Source organism: uncultured Tateyamaria sp. (assembly GCF_947503045.1).
Classification (GTDB): domain Bacteria; phylum Pseudomonadota; class Alphaproteobacteria; order Rhodobacterales; family Rhodobacteraceae; genus Tateyamaria.
Genome location: NZ_CANNCF010000004.1, coordinates 221301 through 238703 on the forward strand (window position 1 = coordinate 221301; position 17403 = coordinate 238703).

The following is a 17403-nucleotide window of genomic DNA, read 5'->3' on the forward strand; positions in this document are numbered from 1 at the left end:
TGATGAAAGTAAGACGGGGACAGTAAGCAATGTTGTTTGGACTTGATGGCGTAGAGATCGGCCTGATCATCGTCTTTGTCTGCCTGTTTGGCGGCATTCTTTCGGGCTTTCCTGTGGCCTTCGCCATTGGCGGGGCAGGGGTGATTTCCTTTGGCATTATCGCAGCCCTCGACAGTGCGGGGCTGCTGATCCACCAGGCGATTGACCAGGGCAGTCAGGCCTACCGCGACCTTGTGAACAGCGGGGTCAAACCGGACGCCATCTCGGTGTTCAGCTACCCGGACCTTGCCCGCATCGCAGAACCCGTTTTCCCTTCGGGCTGGGAAGTGGCGCTGGATCGCAACGTCTCTTTCGTTGTGAACCGGATGAACGAGCGGGTGCTGGCGGGCCAGTCGATCGAGACTCTGCTGGCCGTTTTGATGTTCGTTCTGATGGGGATCACGCTGGAACGTTCCAAGATCGCCAATGACCTTCTGACCACCATGGCGCGTGTCTTTGGACCGCTGCCGGGCGGCCTTGCCGTGTCCATCGTCGTTGTGGGCGCCTTCCTTGCGGCCTCGACCGGCATCGTGGGGGCCACCGTGGTCACCATGGGCCTGCTGGCCCTGCCAACCATGTTGCGCAACAACTATTCGCCCGAGCTCTCCACCGGGGTCATCGCGGCCTCCGGCACGTTGGGGCAGATCATCCCGCCCTCCATCGTGATCGTCCTGCTGGGCACACTCGCCGGAGATCTCTACTCCGCCGCCCAAGAGGCGCGGGCGCAATCCGTGGGCTGTACCGATGCGCTGACCTATCTGGGCGAGCCAGCGGTTGTCTCTGTGGGCACACTGTTTCAGGCGGCCCTGCTGCCGGGCATCCTGCTCGCACTGCTCTATGCGCTTTATGCCTTTGGTTACGCGCTGCTGAACCCGGAAAAGGCCCCCGCGGTCGAGATGGGGGCCACCAACGCCGAACCGGTCACTCGGTCCGAAGCCTTCACATGGTTCCTTGGCGCGCCGGTCCTGATCATCGTGGGCACCATCCTGCTGGGCAGCCTGAATGTCGTGGGCAGCCAATCAACCACCATCTCCTCCTTCTCGGATATCGGTCAGGCGGCCTCGCTGCGCACCAATGTGGGCGAAGACTGTCAGGCGGCCATGATCGAACTGCACGGGCAAGCGGCCTGGGACGAGGCCATCGCCGAACAGGAGGCCATCGCGGCCGCAGGCGGCGTGCAACAATCCGAACGCCTGAGCGAAGAGGAACTGGCCACCGCGCTGGATGATCTGGTCGACGCAGCGGCGCCCATCGGCACAGGCACCGCGATCCTGCTGATCATTCTGGGCCTGATCCTGACCACCGCGCGCGGCATCTCGCCCAGCGCCGACCCGCGGCCTCTGATCATTGGTGGCATCGGCGTTGTGCTGGCCCTGCTGGTGGACATCGCCCTTGTCGGGCCACTGAACAGCGCTGGCTATTACATCGTGGTGATGGCAATCCCGTTCGCACTGATCATGTATGGCGTGGTCGAGGCGACCAAACGCTGCGCCAGCAACGAGCTGATCCGCGTGGTCTTCCCACCGCTGATCCTGATCGTGGCGGTGCTGGGCTCGATCCTTGGCGGGATCACCAACCCGACACCGGCTGCGGCCCTCGGGGCGGGCGGGGCGATCATGCTGGCGGCCTATCGCAAGCTCAAGGATCTGGACCGCAGCCCCAAGGTGATCATCTGGTCCACGCTGGCGATCATCATCTGCATCCTGGTGGGCGTGAACTTCGATCTGCGCATCAATCAGGACAACGTGACAGCACAAAGCTGGATCGCCTTCTTCGTGGCCTATGCCGCCTACCTCTACGCGCTGTTTGGACTGCTGTTCAGCTGCTACGTGCTCTGGACCAACGGCATCCTGTCGCCGGTGGTGCGCGAGACGGCCAAGGTCACCTCGATGGTCTTCACCATCCTGATCGGCTCGCAACTGCTGAACCTCGTGGTGATCTCTTTCGGGGGCGAGCACTATATCCAGCAGTTCCTGAAATCCTTCGACAACGAGTTCACCGTTTTCCTGATCGTGATGCTGGTGTTGTTCATCCTCGGCTTCGTTCTGGACTTCCTCGAGATCATCTACATCGTGATCCCGATTGTGGGGCCGGTGATCTATGGCGGCACGTTTGATCCCAAATGGGTGACAATCATGATCGCGGTGAACCTGCAGACGTCGTTCCTGACACCGCCCTTCGGCTTTGCGCTGTTCTATCTGCGCGGGGTCGCACCCAAAGAGGTGACCACAGGGCACATCTATCGCGGGATCATCCCCTTCGTGCTGATCCAGGTGGCGGGGCTTGCGCTCTTGTGGACCTTCCCGGGCATCGTGACCCTGATCCCGGACCTGATCCCGAACTAGATCCGGTGTGACCCAAAGGAAAGGGCGGCCCGATGGGCCGCCCTTGTTCTTTCTATTGATTGGCACAGCGGCAGCGGGCGGTCAGAGACCGCAGGGCGAAAGATGCAGCGGCCGATGAGAAGGGTGTTCATAACCCATGAAAAAGACCGCTTTGCGGGACGAAGCCGACTTTTGCTGCATCGCACCCACTCAGCACCCGGATCGGAATCAAGCCGAAGGCGCCGATCCATCCACTGCCCCGCAGGCGATTTGGCAAAGCCAAATCTGCCGAGAGGGGCCAGTCCGCCCGACCGGGCTGGCGATTTGGCTGGTCTTGGTGCGACAGTTCAGCGGCGCGATATCCTTGATCGATAAAGCGCCCGGGAAGGTGCGTGGCCTCGCCATCCCGCGGACTGGCGATGGATCGGCGCGGGATCGAATGACAGTCGGCTTTGCGGGACAAAGCCGACATTGGTTGGCGATCAGGATTGCTAACGTAAGCCGTAGTTAGTCGCGAGTATTTCAATCGCTTTCTGTGCTTTACCCGTCAGTTGTACTTTGGCGATCCGATGAGGCGACATACTGTTGAGAAACTTCTGTGACACAGCGTTTTCGCCAGCTAGCCAAAATTCTTCAAAAATTTCGTCTAACTCCTGGCCTTCAAGCTTGAAACGTCTTTGGAGAAATACCTTGTTGCCGTATTCACTACCTCCCCTTTTTTTTGCTCGCCTTGATTCGGCGTCTACAGAATTTTTCTTGATATTGGGGACAACTTAACCAAATGGACTTTGCTTCCAATGCGCTCAACGCAAAGTGGGTTTCTAACGATTTTAGCAAAAACAAGTTATCTTCTATAGCAGCCATCCGGGCGGCATACTCAAACGGATTTTCGCTTTCTAATGGGCGATTACTCATGCTGTTGCACCTGTTTGCTTGCAAGCTGGAAAATTTAGCTGGAAGACTCGTCTATCTAAACAAGTGCAGTCAAAGAAAGTGCAAAAAGCTAGTTCTGCATCATCGGTGACTGTCTGCTTTGGGGCTCAAAGCTGCCATAAGAGTCAATGCAGCATTGCCCCCTGCCGCAACTCAACCGGACCTCCTATGACGGCCCAGAGCCGACCTTGAACCCGTCCTTCTGATGCTGCAGTCGCAACCTGCTTTCTTGCCGTTCGCTGCACATGCAAATCTTGGCAAAAGGTGAACTTATTCTGTGCGGGACAAACCGGACCGTGACGAAAGGCAGATTGCCAGAGCGGGTGTGACTGGACATGATACCTCAATGTCAGGCCGTGAAAGGAGCTAGTTATGGATGTATTGAGGACACCGGATGAGCGATTTGTGGGCCTGCCCGGTTACGATTTTCCCGCAAACTATGTTGATGATCTGGAAGGCTACGACGGTCTTAGGGTGCACTATGTGGACCAAGGCGCCCTTGACACAGACCGAACATTTCTTTGCCTGCCAGGAGAGCCAACTTGGGCATACCTTTACCGTCACATGATACCGATTTTCTCGAATTCTGGTGCTCGGGTCGTCGTGCCGGATTGGCTGGGCTTTGGAAGGTCCGACAAGCCTGTCGATGACGCAGTCTATACCTTTGATTTTCATCGCAACATGATGCTTGCCTTCATCGCGAAGCTGGATCTTCGTAACATCACTTTGGTGGTGCAAGATTGGGGCGGCATTCTGGGACTGACCCTGCCCATGGATGTCAGGGAACGGTTTTCCCGATTGATCGTTATGAACACGGCACTCCCGACCGGCGAGAGCCTTGGCGAAGGTTTTCAAGGTTGGAAAGACTATGTAGCGCGCCGTCCGGACATGGATTGCGGCGCCTTGATGAAGCGGGCCTGCCCGCATTTAACCGAGCCAGAAGCGCAAGCCTATGAAGCGCCGTTCCCGGATCAGCGTCACAAGGCGGGGGTTCGCAGGTTTCCGCAACTGGTGATGGTTGAACCGGGGATGGAAGGTATCGACATAGCCAGGCGGGCGCGCAAATTTTGGGCATCAGAGTGGGACGGCGAAAGCTTCATGGCCATCGGCGCGAAAGATCCGGTGCTTGGTCTGCCTGTCATGGGCCAACTCCGAAACACCATAAGACATTGCCCGGAGCCGATGGTCATGGATGAAGCAGGACATTTTGTGCAGGAGTGGGGAGAGCCGATCGCACATGCGGCATTGAAGCAGTTAGGTGACCTTAACTGAACAATCCAACCAACAGTGCCTAACGAGTTGGATTGTTGGTCTGCTTAGTGCACGAAAGCCGCCTTTCGCTACACCACCAAATCTAAGCACCCGGATCGGACTCAAGCGAAGCGCCGATCCATCCAATGCCCGGCAGGCGATTTGGCCCAGCCAAATCTGCCGAGAGGGGCCAGTCCGCACCGCCGCGCCAAAGGTGCGCCTATGATAGGTCGGCATGCCTTTGGCATGACGGGCTGGCGGCTTGGATGGTTTTGTCGCGACATGGCAGCGGAGAGATAACCTTGATCCATAAATTGCACGGGAAACAGCGTAGCCTCGCCATACCGCGGACTGGCAATGGATCGGCGCGGCACAGTCGCAATAGGTTCAAAATCACCCTTCTCGGCACGTGTCAGCCGTCGACGCGATCCACGTTTGTCGGCAACGGTTTGTCTCTCGATGCTGAGGGCCAAGTCTTAACGGACTCCTAATCCGCCTCTGTAACCCATTGATTTTGCGTGTGCGGAGTCCTGTCCCACGCTGGGACACGCCAGATCCTCAGCGTGTGGGCCGGGTGTCGGGCAGCGAGATATTGGCGACCTGTTCCGCAATCGGATCGGTCGACAAGGGGTGCGTGTTGGGGCGGAAATTCTTGGGGTCTTTCATTTTTTGCCAGCTGCCGCCGAGATAGACCTCGAGCCCGGAAAAGTTGGACTTGTAGCCCATCTTCTGGCTGCCCTGCACCCAGTAGCCCAGGTAGACATAAGGCAGGTTCGCCTCGCGCGCGATGCGGACATGATCGAGGATCATGTAGGTGCCCAGCGAGCGCTGTGGTGCGTCGGGCGCATAAAAGCTGTAGACCATGCTCAGCCCGTCCGAAAGCACATCCGTCAGGCTGACCCCAACCAGCTTGCGGCTGTCTTTTTCAGTATATTCGATCACCCGGCTGCGGATCGGTGTTTCCTCGATCATCGCGGCGAATTCGAACACATCCATGTCCGCCATCCCGCCATCCGCATGGCGGCTGTCGAGATAGGTGCGAAACAGCTCGTACTGGTCCTCGGTCGCCCACGGGGACGTGGCGCGCCTCTCAAGATCGGTGTTGCGGTTTTGAGTACGGCGCTGGCTTTTGCTGGGGCCAAAGGCGGACACGTCGATGCGCGCCGACAGACAGGCCGAGCATTCGGCGCAGGACGGGCGATAGAGCACATTTTGCGAGCGGCGGAACCCTTGCTGGCTCAGGCTGTCATTCAGCTTGTCCGCATTGTCCCCTTGCAGCGCCGTGAACAACTTGCGCTCCATCCGCCCCTCCAGATAGGGGCAGGGCTGTGGCGCAGTCACGTAAAACTGCGGAGCAAGAGGTAGGGTGTGGCGCATGGGTTTCCCGAGTGGTTGCGCGGATGATACCGATGCTGCGCCGCGAGGCAAGTATAACGTGTCGGCCTCAGGCCCGGGCCTTGCGATTGAGGGCGGCTGTGCCCATCACGACATCCGTCAGGCCCTGGCCGCGGTTTGATGTGGCCATCAACACGATCGAAATCAACTGCAACGGGGCAATGGCCCAGCTGATCGTGTAGCCCAACGTGTGCAAGAAGGCCTGCCCCAGATCAAGTTGCGCGCCGCGCGCGTCGCGGATCTCGACCGCCATCAGGCGCATGCCCCATGTGGCCGAGCCAGTGGCAAGCGTGATGACGCGGTAGACAAAGCTCACCACCGCCATCAGCCCAAAGAAAAAGAACAGCGCAACAAAGGCCGTGAACGGCACGATCAGCAGGCTGAACAGGGCGATGACGATGGTATCGATGATCCAGGCCAGAAACCGTTTGGCGGCCACGTCGCGGTAAAACTGGGGCTGGGTGAGGGGATCGGCGAGGTGCATGTCTTGCTCAAGCTCCGGGTCAGACAGGGCTGCGGCCCCTGTGGGATGCAGGGGCCGGTTGGTCGGGTCAGATGGGATCAGTCCTCGGCTTTGGCGGCCTTGGCCCGTTCATCCATGAACTGGTCGAATTCGGACTTGTCCTTGGCTTCGCGCAGACGCTCGAGGAAGGCCTCGAAATTGTGCTGTTCGTCTTCGAGGCGGCGCAGCGTGTCGGACTTGTAGGCATCAAAGGCTGCGTTGCCGGTGGGACGCATGGCGTTCATCGTGGTGCTCATGCGGCGCGAGGTACAGGATTTCGAAAACATGCGTTTGCTCCAGATCATGTAGAACAGAAGGGCGAGGCCAACGGGCCAGAAGAAGATGAAGCCGAGAACCATGGCCGCGATCCAGGCACCTTTGCCCTTGTCGTCAAGCCAGCGTTCGGTCTTGGTAAACCAGTTGCCGGTGCTTTGGGCGGCCGGGGCTGTGGTGGACATGGTTGCCATTTTCAAACCTTTCGCGGGATGCGGGGCGGGGTGCCCCTCTTGTGACTGTTTGCATATGTGAATGTCTTTCACATTGCATAAATTGGCACTTTGGGCGGGCGCTGCAAGAGTTAATGTGAATGTTTTTTACATATTCTTGGATTAGGTTGTGAAATCAGCAGCTTGCGCGTCAGAAATTTTCATCAGATCAGACGGGCTGGCCCGAAAAACATGGTGCGGTGTGCCTGCTGCGGCCCAGATCACGTCGAAATCCTGCAGGCGCGGATCAAAGAAAGCGGTGATCGGATTGACGTGTCCGACCGGCGACACGCCCCCGATGGCAAAGCCGGTTTGCGCCCGGATCAGGGCGGCATCCGCCTTGCCCAGCGGTTCGCCCGCAAGGGCCATGGCTTTGTCTGCATCCACCTGATTGCCCCCTGCGGTCACAAACAGGATGGCCAATCCGCTGCTTTGCCCGCGAAAAATGATCGACTTGGCGATCTGGTCGATCTCGCAGCCAATTGCGCGGGCTGCGTCCGCTGCGGTGCGGGCCAGCGGGGTTTCGCGAATTTCGGTGTCGATGCCCGCACCCTCAAGGGCGGCGCGGACACGTTTCAGGCTTTTGCTCATGGTCGCATTGGTGCCGCCCACGCCTTTGGGATGCAAGGGGCATTGACGCCGCCCCGCGCCCCTGATGATTGTGGCCCCATGCGCCTGCAAGACCACCTGACCCGCGTGCCCCGCCCGTTCGAGCTTGAACGGGGGCAGGATGCTGTGGACGCGGTGCCGGGCCTGAGCGGGCCGTTGCGGGACCTCGTGCACGGGGCGGCGGCGTGCAGTCCTTATCTGGCCGGGTTGATCGCGCAAGAGGCCGATTGGTTGCCGCAGGCGCTTGAGGACACAGATGCCGCCCTGCGCGACGTGCTGCGTGCGCCCGAAGGGAACATGGAAACGCTGCGCCCGGCGTTGCGGGTGGCCAAACGGCGGGTGGCCCTTTTGGCCGGGCTCGCCGATCTGGGGGGTGCCTGGTCGCTGGAACAGGTCACCGGGCCGCTGACAGAGCTTGCGGATATGGCCTGCACGGCCGCCCTTGATGCGGCCATCGCCCATCAGGTGCGGCGCGGCAAGTTGCCGGATGAGAACCCGGGCCTGTTTGTACTGGCCATGGGCAAAATGGGCGCGCACGAGCTGAACTATTCCTCGGATATCGACCTGATCTGCCTGTTTGATGAAACCCGCCACGCGCCGGGCGATCACGCCTCGATCCGCAAGGCGCTGGTGCGGGCGGTGCAGGATATGTCGGGTATGCTCAGCGATCTGACGGCGGACAGCTATGTGTTCCGCACCGACCTGCGTCTGCGCCCCGATCCGGCGGTGACGCCTGTGGTTTTGTCGACCGGGGCTGCGATGCGCTATTACGAAAGCCTCGGGCGGACATGGGAGCGGGCGGCCTATATCAAGGCGCGCGCCTGTGCGGGTGATCTGGAGGCTGGCAACCGGTTTCTTGCCGATCTGCGTCCCTTCGTGTGGCGTCGTCACCTCGATTTTGCCGCCGTGCAGGATGCCCACAATATGCGCCTTGCCATCCGCCAGCACAAAGGTACGGGCGGGCCGATCACGCTACTTGGCCACAACATGAAACTGGGGCGGGGTGGCATTCGCGAGATCGAGTTTTTCACCCAGACCCGGCAGTTGATTTCGGGTGGGCGCGATCCGGATTTACGGGTGCGCGGCACCGTCGAGGGGCTTGACCGGCTGGCCAACAAGGGCTGGATCGACGCACCTGTGGCCGCAGCACTCAGCGACCACTACCGCTTTGCCCGCACGGTCGAGCACCGGTTGCAGATGGTGCGTGATGCGCAGACCCACAGCCTGCCCACATCCCAAGAAGAATTCGAGCGGCTGGCGGCGATGATGGACACGGACCGCGCGCAACTGGAAACCGAACTGGTCGAACGGCTGTCCGCCGTCCATGCCGAAACCGAAGGGTTCTTTGCGCCCAGCAGTGCCGAGCCTGCAGCCGCAGCGGTCGAGGTTGATGCCAGCATGCGCGCGCGCTGGCGCAGCTATCCCGCCTTGCGCTCGGAACGGGGGGCGGCACTGTTTGAACGGATCGAACCGGCCCTGCTCGCGCAACTCGGGGCCGCCGGTAAGCCGCAAGAGGCGCTATCGGCCTTTGACGCCTTCCTTGCAGGCCTGCCTGCGGGGGTGCAGTTGTTTTCGCTGTTCGAAGCCAATCCGCAACTGGTCGATCTGCTGGTCGATATCGTCAGCACCTCGCCTGCATTGGCGCGGTATCTGTCGCGCAATGCCTCGGTGCTGGATGCGGTGATCGGGGGCAGCTTTTTTGCCGACTGGCCGGGGCAGGCGGCCCTTGCGGACGAGGCAGGCGCGCGCATGGCGGCCGAGTCCGATTACGAGGCCAAGCTGGACGCGATCCGGGCCTGGGCCAAGGATTGGCATTTCCGCATTGGCGTGCACCATCTGCGCGACCTCACACCTGCGGATGAGGCGGGGCGGCAATATGCCGACCTGGCCCGCGCGGCGCTTGCTGCCCTCTGGCCCGTCGTGCAGGCGCAGTTCGCGCAGCGATACGGGCCGCCGCCGGGGCGGGGAGCAGTCATTCTGGCCATGGGAAGTCTCGGGGCCGGGGTGCTGACGGCGCAATCCGATCTCGATGTGATCGTGATCTATGACCCCGGCACGGCGGACATGTCCGAGGGCAAAAAGCCACTGCCGGTGCGCACCTACTATGCGCGTCTCACGCAAGCGATGATCACGGCGATCACCGCACAAACCGCCCAAGGGCGGCTTTATGAGGCCGACATGCGTCTGCGCCCGTCGGGCAATCAGGGGCCTGTGGCCACCAGCTGGGCCTCCTTTCAGACTTATCAGAAAAACGAGGCGTGGCTGTGGGAGCATCTGGCGCTTGTGCGGGCCTCGCTTGTGGCGGGCCCTGCGGACCTTGGCGATGACATCGCCGCCCTCAGGCACGAGGTGCTGACGCGGCCCCGTGATCTTAGGGAGGTGATGGGCGATCTGTCCGAGATGCGCAGCCGCATCGCCAGCGCCAAGGCCCCGGCAGGGCTTTGGGACGCCAAGATCGGGCCGGGGCGGATGCAGGACATCGAATTGTTCTCGCAAACCGGCGCGCTGTTGTTTCAGGGCGGTGCGCCAAGTGATGTGGCGGGCGGGCTTGCGGGTTGCGTCGCTGCGGGGCTGATAAGTGACGCAGAGGCGCAGGTTCTGCGCGACACCTATGCGATGCTGTGGCGCGTGCAGATGGCGTCGCGCCTGCTCAGCACCGGGCCGGTGGACGCGGATGATGTCGGATCAAGGGGATTGACGGTTTTGATACGGACAACCGGGGCAGGGGATCGGGACGCCGCCGAGGCACTGCTGGCAGCCGCTCAGACCGCGGCCAGCGACGTGATTGACGCCGCCATCGCGCGCGGATTGCAGGCGCAGGCCGCACCATGAGTGCCAAGGGTGACCAGAACGACCCCAAGGGCCTGATCTATGAGGCCTACCGCATCGACGGCATCACCAAATCCGAATGCCGCACGATCTTTCTGGACTGGGCGCTCAGCCTGCCCGATGCGCTGACCCCAGTGGCCACCATCGACGTGCTGCTGAGCCAATACGGGCAGGCCCATCCCGACCACCCGATGACCGAAGTGCTGGGCGAAGGACGGCGCAGCATTGCCCGCCCAAAACGGCGCGGAGGATGGCGCAGCCGCAGCCGCCCAGAATGATCGCAGTCGCGAAACAATCGCGCAATTGAACCAAATTTGTCGCAATTCCGCCCAAGTCCGCCGCCACATTGGAGGGGACGAAAAATGTAATGCGTGGACCAAACCGCGCAGGACGGAGAGACAGATGAAATATTTCAGAACAGGTCTTTTGCTGGCCGCCGCCGCCCTTGTGTCGGCCTGCGCGCAAACCGGCACCACGACACGCAACGCGCCTTTCCAGGAGGCGGGACTGCCGTTTGCCGAAGCCTCCGCACCCGTTGGCGCCTACAACACCGATGTGCGGGTGGAAAACATCACCGTGCGCGTTCCACGCACCCTGCGCGTGTCCGAAGGCAACGGCTATCTGCCCTCGACCGACATCGTGTGGCGCGGTGATCCGATGGGCGATCGTCATGCTCAGATCGGTGCGATCTTTTATGATGCGATGAACAAGGGCACAGAGCCGCTGAACGGCGCAACCCCGGTGTTCATGGACATCGAAGTCACCCGCTTTCACGCCCTGACCGAGCGCGCGCGCTATACCACGGGCGGCGTGCACAACATCAACTTTATCCTCTCCCTGCGCCATGCCAAGACCGGCGCCCCACTGGGCGAGCCGCGTCGTGTGCGCGCCGACATCCACGCCTTTGGAGGCCGCCAGGCGCTTGAGGCCGAAGCCCGGGGCGAGACCCAGAAGGTGCGCATCACCAACTTGCTGGCCGAGGCGATCCGTCAGGAACTGACCACGCCAAGCGGGTTCCAGAACCCCAAGCTGGGTCTCATTCAGGCGCTGAACCAACTCTGATCTTTCACCCGATCACGGAACACACTAGAGGAGGGCGCTATGACAGCGCCCTCACTCACATCTGAGCCCCAGACCCGCCCCGTCGTCCGCCTGCGTCCCAAGATGGACCCGCGGCGCATCCGCCACGGCTTTCCCTGGGCCTATGCCAACGAGGTGGTGGCCGACCGGCGCACCAAAGCACTCGCCCCCGGCACGCTTGCAGTGCTTGAGGATGAACACCGCAGCCCGATGGCGCTGGTCACAGTGAACCCCAATTCCAAGATCATCGCCCGCGTGGTCGACATGGACATTCAGGCGCGGGTTGACGTGGACTGGTTTGCGCAGCGTCTTTCCCGCGCGCTGTCCTTGCGAGAGCGACTGTATGATGCGCCGTTCTACCGGCTGATCCATGCCGAGGCGGACGGTCTGCCTGGCGTGATCATCGACCGCTTTGGCGATGTGCTGGTGATCCAGCCCAACGCGGCCTGGGCCGACAGCCGCATCGACATTCTGGCCGAGGCGGCCATGCAGGTCACAGGGGCCACCACCCTGATCAAGAACGCAGGCGGGCGGGCGCGCGGCCTTGAGGGCCTTGATGACGTGACCCAGGTGCTGGCCGGCCAGATGCCTGATGCGCCCATCCCCGTACCAATGAATGGCGCCACCTACATGGCCGACATCGCCGGGGGGCAGAAGACGGGGCTGTTTTATGACCAGCGTCCCAACCACGCCCTGACCAAGACCATGGCGCGCGATGCCCGCGTGCTGGACGTGTTCTCGCACGTCGGTGGCTTTGGTCTGGCGGCCTTGGCCGGTGGAGCGGCCTCGACCCTCTGCGTTGACGGCTCGGCCCCTGCGTTGGAATTGGCCACGCAAGGGGCCGCCGCCATGGGGGCCTCGGACCGGTTCACGAGCCGTCAGGGGGATGCGTTCGACGTATTGGGGGCCTTGGGCGAAGAGGGGGCACAGTTCGATATCGTGATCTGCGACCCACCCGCCTTTGCGCCCGCCAAGGCGGCGGTGGATGCGGGCGTGCGCGCCTATGAGAGGATCACACGGCTGGCCGTGCCACTGGTCGCTGAGGGCGGTATTCTGGTGCTGTGCAGCTGCTCGCATGCCGTTGACCTCGACAAGTTCCGCAGCGCCTGCGTGCGCGGCATCGGGCGGTCGGGCCGGACTGCGGCGCTGATCCACACCGGAACTGCGGGGCCGGACCATCCGCTGCATCCCTTGCTGGCCGAAAGCGGCTACCTCAAGGCGTTGTTTTTCCGTCTATGAAAATCCTGATCGACGCCTGCGTTCTCTACCCCACTGTTATGCGCGAAGTGGTGCTGGGTGTGGCGCGCGCGGGCCTGTTCACCCCGCAATGGAGCCCGCGTATCCTCGAGGAATGGGCGCGGGCGGCGCTGAAACTGGGACCAGAGGGAGAGGCGCAGGCGCGCGGCGAGATTGCGATGCTGCAAGCCGCCTGGCCGAGCGCTGAAGTGCGCCATCCGCCCGAGCTGGAAAACCGGTTGTGGCTGCCCGACCCAAATGATGTCCACGTGCTGGCTGCCGCTGTGGCCGGATCGTCGGACGCGATCATGACCGTCAATGCCAAGGATTTTCCCCGCAATGTCCTGACCGAGGAAGGGCTGCACCGCGTCGATCCCGACAGCTATCTGCAAGGCTGCGTCGAGGCCAATCCCGACCTCGTCGCGCCCGTCGCCCATGCGGTGCTGGCCGAGGCACAGCGCCTGTCAGGCGAGGACTGGACCTTGCGGGCTTTGATGAAAAAGGCCCGCCTGCCGCGCTTTGGCAAGGCGGTGGAGCGGCTGGGCTAGGGACTGACCTGCCACTTGGCCTCAAGGCTTTGCAGCGCCTTGATCCGCTCGGTGGTTTTGGGGTGGCTCATCAACCATGCGGGGGCGGCACCACCACGGGATTTGGTCAACCCCTCCAGCTTTTCGAACAGCGAGATTTGCGGCGCAATGCCGATGCCCGCTTTGGTCAACAGGGCGGCGGCATAGGCGTCCGCTTCGTATTCGTCCTGGCGGGACAGGCGCGCGGCCAGCAGTGTGGTCAGCCCGTTGGCAATCCAGACGCCAAATCCGGGTATGAAGCGCGACAGCACCATGCCAAGGGCCGCGCGCATCGCGTTCTGACCGGAAAAGTCGATCATGCGGCGGCGGCTGTGCCCCAGCGCCACATGGCCCAGCTCATGCGCGATCACACTGGCCATTTCCGAGGCCGACACGGCACCTTTGCGAAACTGGTTGTAGAACCCACGGGTGATGAAAATGCGCCCGTCGGGGGCGGCGAGGCCGTTTACAGGCTCAATTTCATAGATGTGCACCTTGATCCGGGGCAGATCGAGGGCGGCGGCCAATTGATCACACATCTGGCGCAACATCGGGTCGGCCAGTTCGGTCGATTGCGCATCCAGACTGCGCGCGGTGCGCCAGACCGAAAAGCGATACATGACAAGGCCGTAGGCGATGGCCAGCAGAATGGGTGCGAACTTGATCATGTTCCACGATATGGGGTGCGAGGGCGTGATTTTCCAGCGTGATAGTGCGACAGCAACGCGTGCATCAACGCGTCAGTGTTTTCATACCGCGACCGAGCCCCTCCAGCGTCATCGGCACCATCGCCTCAGCGCCGAAAATCTCCTGGATCATGCCGATGGAATGGGTGTAGCCCCAGTATTTCTCGGGCACCGGATTGATCCACAGATGCGAGGCCCACTGATCGCGCGCCCGCTCGAGCCAGACCTGTCCGGCCTCGGCATTCCAGTGTTCGTTCGCGCCACCCGGATAGGCAATTTCGTAAGGGGACATGCTGGCGTCGCCCACAAAAATGCATTTGTAGTCAGGACCATAGGTGCGCAGGATCTCGTGGGTCGGGGTTTGTGCATCCCAGCGGCGGCGGTTGTCACGCCACACGCCCTCGTAGAGGCAGTTGTGGAAATAGAAGTGTTCGAAATGCTTAAACTCGGATTTGGCCGCCGAAAACAATTCTTCGACCGTCTTCACATGAGGGTCCATGGACCCACCAATATCAAGAAATAACAGCACCTTGACGGCGTTTCTTCGTTCAGGTCGCGTCTTGACATCGAGATAGCCGTGTTCTGCCGTGGCACGGATGGTGCCGTTGAGGTCCAACTCGTCTGCCGCGCCGTCACGGGCCCAGCGGCGCAGGCGCTTGAGGGCAACCTTGATGTTGCGCGTGCCCAGTTCGACCGTGTCATCGAGGTTCTTGAATTCGCGCTTGTCCCAGACCTTGACCGCGCGTTGGTGGCGCGACTTGTCCTGACCGATTCGAATGCCTTCCGGATTGTAGCCATAGGCCCCAAAAGGCGAGGTGCCGGCAGTGCCAACCCACTTGTTGCCGCCCTGATGACGTCCCTTTTGCTCCTCAAGCCGTTTCTTGAGCGTTTCCATCAGCTTGTCGAAGCCTCCTAAAGCCTCGATCTCGGCGCGCTCTTCCGCGCTCAGATGCTTTTCGGCGAGCTTTTCCAGCCAGTCCTTTGGAATGTCCACGGCCTCGAGCACCTGTTCGATGCTGATCTGTTCCAGCCCTTCAAAGGCGGCAGCAAAGGCGCGGTCGAACTTGTCGATGTTACGCTCGTCCTTCACCATGGACGTGCGCGCGAGATAGTAGAACGCCTCCAAATCGTAGGTCGCAAGACCCGCCTTCATCGCCTCGAGAAAGGCGAGGAATTCGCGCAGGGACACCGGCACGCCACTTTTTCGCAAATGCTCAAGGAAGGGCAGGAACATCTCAGGCGCTCAGGGTGCGGTCGATCACAACGGTGGCGATGAGGCCAACGATGACAAAGGCCAGTGCATAGCCTGCGGCATATTGCGCGATATCAAGCTTGTTGCCGCCGCGTTTGCGTGCCGTCATTCCGCCGATGAGCGCGCCGATCAGGGCCGCTGCGATGACTATCATTTGCCTTGCCTCTCAATGCGTTGGGGCGGCAAGTTCAACCATTCAGCGGATTGAGTGAAGAGATTTCCCGCAGCTTGGCCCGGACCGCCCAGTCAGGGCCAAATCCGTAGCGCGCCCATCCCAGACTGTCCAGCCTGACGGTGCGCGCCTCGGCCGAGCGGCCCTGCAGATCAAGCGCCTCGGCCCGCAAAAGCAGGAGTGTGGACAGAAGGGCTGCGTTTTCGTTGCGTGCGGCCTGATCGATATGCGGCGCCAGCAGAATAGAGGCCCCGTCGCCATCGCCGCGGGTGATCGCGTACGCGGCAAGTTGTGTCGCCACATAGGCCCGGTGCAGGCGCGCGCCCTTGGTGGCGGCATAATACTGGTCGGCTGCGCGGAAATGGGTCTGTGCGGCTTGCGGATCAGAGGCGAGCAGCAGACGGCCATTGGCATAATGGGCAAATGCACGGCGGTGGTCTTTCCACCCCATGGCTTGTGCGATTTCCAGCGCCTTGGTGGCGGCATCGCGACGTTGGGCGGGGCTGGCACCGGGGCCAAGCGCGGTTTGTACGGCCACGCTCCAGGCGCGGGGGGTGCGGGTGGCAAATTGGGCAGGCAGCCCTTCGCCTTCCGGATTGATGCGGGCCAGGATCGCGGGAAGTCGTTCCGCAACCTGCCCACGCGTCATGCCCGAGCGCAGTTCGGGCGCGTAATAGGCCCGCAGGATCAGCATATCAAAGCCGGTCAGCACCGTGTGCACGTTGTCGTCGTTGAACACCGAATCCGGCAGACGATAGAGGTCGTTGAGCGGGCCGATGGCCTGCGCCAGTTCCTCGTGCAGGCAGTCGCGCACCTCTTGCGGGCTTGCGTCATTGGGCAGGAAGATGGCCAGTTGCTTGCGCGTGCGCAGGTTGGACCAGCTGGTGCGCGCGCTGCGCCGGTTGGGCTTGTATTGCGAGATATCGGTGATGTTGGGCACCACGAAACAGGCTGCGTGGGGCAGGGCGCGCCGAATCTTGGCACGGCTGACCGCCTGAATGGTGATATTCGCCGCATTGCCGGGCGCGGCCTCGTAGATGTCGATTCCCGCCTCGTCGCGCAAACGGTGCATCAGGCGGCGCAGATCAGTGCCAAGCGAGGTTGGCGGCGCGCCAGTGACCCGGACGGAGATCGGCCCTTCAAAACGGGTAAAGACAGGCAGGTCGCGACCTGATTCCAGTTGAAAGCTGAGCTCGATAAAGTCGAGAGCCAGATCGTTGTTAGACCGGATCGGGGCGCCGGGATGGGGCGCGCCAAAGGTCTTCATCGGGGGCAGGTCGCTGGTTTGGGGCAGGGCACGTGTAGGTGTGTCGCCGGGGGTGACGGGCACACAGGCATTTAGCGCAAGAACGAGGGGCAAAACAAAGCGGCGCATCATACTCATCCCCGATCATACTTGATGAAGGGGGAGAGTTTGCCGATGCGGTCATAAAGCTTGCGCGCTTCGGCGTTGAAATCCTGCGTCAGCCAGTAGACCGACGGGCAGCCTGCCGCATCAGCCGCGGCATAGACGCCTTCGATCAGCTTGCGCCCGACACCTTCACCGCGCACAGCCGGGTCGGCATAGAGGTCCTGCAGGTAGCACACATTTTCGACCCGCCAGCCATGGCGGTGAAACAGGAAATGGGTCAGGCCAACCAGCTTGCCTGCGCGTTCCGCAACAAGACCGGAAAAGTCCTGCGGGTCATCGCCCAGCAACCGTTCGAAATAGGTGTCAAAAAGAGATTTGGGACGAGACGTTTCATAAAACGCAAGATAGGCCGTCCACAGATCGCCCCACGCGGTACGATCCGACAAAGAGAGAGGGCGCACTGTCAGTGCGTCTGAACCATTCATTTATACTGCCTGCCTGCCTTTTAGCATATTGGATGCGGGTGTTTTCACCTCTCATCAAGGACAGGTTATGGAGCATTTCAGGCAAAAGAAAGACATTTTATCCACAGGCTGGCCGCGTTGAGCCATGCCACGGGAGGTTGTGACCAAAATGACCCGCAAAAAACGGGCTTTTTTGTCTCGTTTTGACGCGATTTGGCGGCACTTGAGG

General features: G+C 61.4%; 16 protein-coding genes. 7 read left to right on the forward strand and 9 right to left on the reverse strand.

Features of this window, described 5'->3' with window-relative positions; all coding sequences use genetic code 11:
* Positions 1 to 29: 29 nt before the first annotated feature.
* Complete coding sequence (locus Q1A89_RS17335; protein ID WP_299731219.1) at positions 30 to 2384, forward strand: TRAP transporter large permease subunit; 2355 nt, start codon at positions 30 to 32, stop codon at positions 2382 to 2384.
* A 1284-nt stretch (positions 2385 to 3668) separates the two neighbouring features.
* Entirely contained in the window at positions 3669 to 4568 is a 900-nt protein-coding gene (locus Q1A89_RS17340; RefSeq protein ID WP_299731221.1) for a haloalkane dehalogenase, read from the forward strand.
* Positions 4569 to 5105: 537 nt separating this feature from the next.
* Here the strand turns inward: Q1A89_RS17340 and Q1A89_RS17345 are convergent.
* The 4 genes from Q1A89_RS17345 to Q1A89_RS17360 all read right to left on the reverse strand — a co-directional run bounded on the left by Q1A89_RS17345 (position 5106) and on the right by Q1A89_RS17360 (position 7520).
* Positions 5106 to 5924: an arginyltransferase gene (locus tag Q1A89_RS17345; RefSeq protein ID WP_299731224.1), complete on the reverse strand. Its 819-nt coding sequence runs from the start codon at positions 5922 to 5924 to the stop codon at positions 5106 to 5108.
* A 67-nt stretch (positions 5925 to 5991) separates the two neighbouring features.
* Positions 5992 to 6426, reverse strand: coding sequence for an RDD family protein (locus Q1A89_RS17350; protein WP_299731227.1), 435 nt, complete (start codon positions 6424 to 6426; stop codon positions 5992 to 5994).
* Between the two features lie 77 nt (positions 6427 to 6503).
* The gene (locus tag Q1A89_RS17355) at positions 6504 to 6911 is read right to left on the reverse strand and encodes a DUF2852 domain-containing protein (RefSeq protein ID WP_299731230.1); all 408 of its coding nucleotides are present in this window, start codon (positions 6909 to 6911) and stop codon (positions 6504 to 6506) included.
* Between the two features lie 141 nt (positions 6912 to 7052).
* The gene (locus tag Q1A89_RS17360) at positions 7053 to 7520 is read right to left on the reverse strand and encodes a YbaK/EbsC family protein (RefSeq protein ID WP_299731233.1); all 468 of its coding nucleotides are present in this window, start codon (positions 7518 to 7520) and stop codon (positions 7053 to 7055) included.
* 78 nt (positions 7521 to 7598) lie between these two features.
* Between Q1A89_RS17360 and Q1A89_RS17365 the strand changes: the two genes are divergently transcribed.
* The 5 genes from Q1A89_RS17365 (at position 7599) to Q1A89_RS17385 (ending at position 13231) form a co-directional block, all read left to right on the forward strand.
* Positions 7599 to 10370, forward strand: coding sequence for a glutamine-synthetase adenylyltransferase (locus tag Q1A89_RS17365; RefSeq protein WP_299731236.1), 2772 nt, complete (start codon positions 7599 to 7601; stop codon positions 10368 to 10370).
* Positions 10367 to 10645 (forward strand): hypothetical protein, encoded by a 279-nt coding sequence (locus tag Q1A89_RS17370; RefSeq protein ID WP_299731239.1) that lies wholly within the window; start codon positions 10367 to 10369, stop codon positions 10643 to 10645. Before Q1A89_RS17365 ends, Q1A89_RS17370 begins: the two co-directional genes overlap by 4 nt.
* 124 nt (positions 10646 to 10769) lie before the next feature.
* A complete protein-coding gene (locus tag Q1A89_RS17375) occupies positions 10770 to 11429 on the forward strand; it encodes a DUF6778 family protein (RefSeq protein ID WP_299731242.1) in 660 nt (219 codons plus the stop codon).
* Positions 11430 to 11468: 39 nt separating this feature from the next.
* Positions 11469 to 12686, forward strand: coding sequence for an RSP_2647 family RNA methyltransferase (locus tag Q1A89_RS17380; RefSeq protein ID WP_299731244.1), 1218 nt, complete (start codon positions 11469 to 11471; stop codon positions 12684 to 12686).
* Positions 12683 to 13231 carry an RSP_2648 family PIN domain-containing protein gene (locus Q1A89_RS17385; protein ID WP_299731247.1) on the forward strand — a complete coding sequence of 183 codons (549 nt, stop codon included), beginning with the start codon at positions 12683 to 12685 and terminating at the stop codon, positions 13229 to 13231. The genes Q1A89_RS17380 and Q1A89_RS17385 overlap by 4 nt, the downstream gene beginning before the upstream one ends.
* On the opposite strand, the gene Q1A89_RS17390 is transcribed toward Q1A89_RS17385, so the two are convergent.
* The 5 genes from Q1A89_RS17390 to Q1A89_RS17410 all read right to left on the reverse strand — a co-directional run bounded on the left by Q1A89_RS17390 (position 13228) and on the right by Q1A89_RS17410 (position 17195).
* Entirely contained in the window at positions 13228 to 13917 is a 690-nt protein-coding gene (locus Q1A89_RS17390; protein WP_299731250.1) for a M48 family metalloprotease, read from the reverse strand. The genes Q1A89_RS17385 and Q1A89_RS17390 overlap by 4 nt on opposite strands.
* A 64-nt stretch (positions 13918 to 13981) precedes the next feature.
* On the reverse strand, positions 13982 to 15169 hold the full coding sequence (locus tag Q1A89_RS17395; RefSeq protein ID WP_299731253.1) for a VWA domain-containing protein: 1188 nt from the start codon (positions 15167 to 15169) through the stop codon (positions 13982 to 13984).
* Position 15170: 1 nt separating this feature from the next.
* Complete coding sequence (locus Q1A89_RS17400; RefSeq protein ID WP_299731256.1) at positions 15171 to 15341, reverse strand: apolipoprotein acyltransferase; 171 nt, start codon at positions 15339 to 15341, stop codon at positions 15171 to 15173.
* A gap of 34 nt (positions 15342 to 15375) precedes the next feature.
* Positions 15376 to 16734 (reverse strand): DUF2927 domain-containing protein, encoded by a 1359-nt coding sequence (locus Q1A89_RS17405; protein WP_299731960.1) that lies wholly within the window; start codon positions 16732 to 16734, stop codon positions 15376 to 15378.
* Between the two features lie 5 nt (positions 16735 to 16739).
* Positions 16740 to 17195: a GNAT family N-acetyltransferase gene (locus Q1A89_RS17410; RefSeq protein WP_299731259.1), complete on the reverse strand. Its 456-nt coding sequence runs from the start codon at positions 17193 to 17195 to the stop codon at positions 16740 to 16742.
* Positions 17196 to 17403: the final 208 nt, after the last annotated feature.

Coding starts and splice junctions, on each gene's coding strand:
- Q1A89_RS17370 (WP_299731239.1), top strand. CDS start 10,367: ATGAGTGCCAAGGGTGACCAGAACGACCCCAAGGGCCTGATCTATGAG.
- Q1A89_RS17355 (WP_299731230.1), bottom strand. CDS start 6,911: ATGGCAACCATGTCCACCACAGCCCCGGCCGCCCAAAGCACCGGCAAC.
- Q1A89_RS17405 (WP_299731960.1), bottom strand. CDS start 16,734: ATGCGCCGCTTTGTTTTGCCCCTCGTTCTTGCGCTAAATGCCTGTGTG.
- Q1A89_RS17360 (WP_299731233.1), bottom strand. CDS start 7,520: ATGAGCAAAAGCCTGAAACGTGTCCGCGCCGCCCTTGAGGGTGCGGGC.
- Q1A89_RS17390 (WP_299731250.1), bottom strand. CDS start 13,917: ATGATCAAGTTCGCACCCATTCTGCTGGCCATCGCCTACGGCCTTGTC.
- Q1A89_RS17350 (WP_299731227.1), bottom strand. CDS start 6,426: ATGCACCTCGCCGATCCCCTCACCCAGCCCCAGTTTTACCGCGACGTG.
- Q1A89_RS17380 (WP_299731244.1), top strand. CDS start 11,469: ATGACAGCGCCCTCACTCACATCTGAGCCCCAGACCCGCCCCGTCGTC.
- Q1A89_RS17365 (WP_299731236.1), top strand. CDS start 7,599: ATGCGCCTGCAAGACCACCTGACCCGCGTGCCCCGCCCGTTCGAGCTT.
- Q1A89_RS17345 (WP_299731224.1), bottom strand. CDS start 5,924: ATGCGCCACACCCTACCTCTTGCTCCGCAGTTTTACGTGACTGCGCCA.
- Q1A89_RS17340 (WP_299731221.1), top strand. CDS start 3,669: ATGGATGTATTGAGGACACCGGATGAGCGATTTGTGGGCCTGCCCGGT.
- Q1A89_RS17410 (WP_299731259.1), bottom strand. CDS start 17,195: ATGAATGGTTCAGACGCACTGACAGTGCGCCCTCTCTCTTTGTCGGAT.
- Q1A89_RS17400 (WP_299731256.1), bottom strand. CDS start 15,341: ATGATAGTCATCGCAGCGGCCCTGATCGGCGCGCTCATCGGCGGAATG.
- Q1A89_RS17395 (WP_299731253.1), bottom strand. CDS start 15,169: ATGTTCCTGCCCTTCCTTGAGCATTTGCGAAAAAGTGGCGTGCCGGTG.
- Q1A89_RS17335 (WP_299731219.1), top strand. CDS start 30: ATGTTGTTTGGACTTGATGGCGTAGAGATCGGCCTGATCATCGTCTTT.
- Q1A89_RS17385 (WP_299731247.1), top strand. CDS start 12,683: ATGAAAATCCTGATCGACGCCTGCGTTCTCTACCCCACTGTTATGCGC.
- Q1A89_RS17375 (WP_299731242.1), top strand. CDS start 10,770: ATGAAATATTTCAGAACAGGTCTTTTGCTGGCCGCCGCCGCCCTTGTG.